Source organism: Streptomyces sp. TRM68367 (assembly GCF_014495685.1).
Taxonomy (GTDB): Bacteria; Actinomycetota; Actinomycetes; order Streptomycetales; family Streptomycetaceae; genus Streptomyces.
Genome location: NZ_JACTVI010000279.1, coordinates 1 through 1,143, shown reverse-complemented (window position 1 = coordinate 1,143; position 1,143 = coordinate 1). Strand labels below are relative to the sequence as shown.

Genomic DNA, 1,143 nt, shown 5'->3' with positions numbered 1-1,143 from the left:
TCAGGTCCGGCCTCCCGCGCGGCAGTCACGCTCCGCAGTCAGCGGCACGGCCAGCGAGAACCCCTCCCCGCCTAAATTCGAAGACCCATGTTGACGTGGTCAGCCGGTCTCCACCCTGGCGGCGGGGAAGCCGTCGAGAATCGCTGCGACGGTCTGGTCCGGCGTCTGCTCCGAGGTATCCAGCCAGAGCCCGACGCGCGGTGTCTCCTCGCGCAGGATGCGGTCGAGAGGCATCTTTGTCGCCCGGCAGCTACTTGACCTGCGGAGCAGGACGGCATCTCCGTCACCTTTCCACGGGCGTAGCCTGGGAAGATGCGCCAGCCGGTGCCGCGAACGGCACCGGCTGAACGGATCCATTTTCTCACCGAGAGTGCCCATCGCGGTATGCCGGCACGTCACCCGGGATTTCGCGGGAAATCCGCGGGCAGTCCGCCTGCCGCATCCCCCGGCGAGAACAGGCGGCCACCGGTTGGATCCATCCCAGTAATCCATTTCAACCATGACAGCGACAAGTGGCTTTGGGGCATCTCACACGAACGGCGCAGCGCACTATTCGCGCCCCCATCCCCCGGCGGGGTCCGAACACGCGGCCCCGCGATGATCCGCAGCGGCTTGCTGCCGGATGGTGCGGGGGCCACCCGGAGGCCCGCGGATGTGGCGCAGAAGTTGGTCGCCAGCCAGCTGACCGCTCGTGGGAGGTCATCTCCCACTGTGTGTGGCTGTACCACCGCTTCCCGCTGTCGTTCCGCGAGGTCGAAGAGTTGATGCTCGAGCGCGGGATCGTCGTCTCCTACGAGACGATCCGCCGCTGATGCGGCAAGTTCGGGCAGACCTACGCCCAGCGCGCTGCGCCGCCGGACGGCCACGGGCGGTCGGCGGTGCGAAAGTCGGGGTCCTGGGTGAATTCTGCGAGCTCCACCCACGCGGCCCCCTGTTCGGGTCGGGGTCGTCCGGCAGCGTCGTCGATGAAGTCGTTGATGAGGCGCCGGCGTTCGTCAGCACCCGCCGGATGACGGCAAGGTCAAGGGTCCTGGCCGTCAGCCCGGTCCGCCGGGCCTAGTGGTGTGTCGCTGCTTAATTACGGTGTGTCTGGTTGGGAGGTTGGTGTCTGGCAGATTCCTTCCCCTTTGCCAGACAGGGCTG

At 67.2% G+C, this 1,143-nt stretch carries 1 protein-coding gene and 1 pseudogene; one reads left to right on the top strand and one right to left on the bottom strand.

Annotated features, from left to right (window positions below; all coding sequences use genetic code 11):
- Window positions 1-99: 99 nt before the first annotated feature.
- A complete protein-coding gene (locus tag H8R17_RS45500) occupies window positions 100-234 on the bottom strand; it encodes a hypothetical protein (protein ID WP_399478167.1) in 135 nt (44 codons plus the stop codon).
- A 467-nt stretch (window positions 235-701) separates the two neighbouring features.
- On the opposite strand from H8R17_RS45500, the pseudogene H8R17_RS45495 reads away from it, so the two are divergent.
- Window positions 702-809 (top strand): annotated as a pseudogene (locus tag H8R17_RS45495) (IS6 family transposase); the annotation flags it as partial.
- Window positions 810-1,143: the final 334 nt, after the last annotated feature.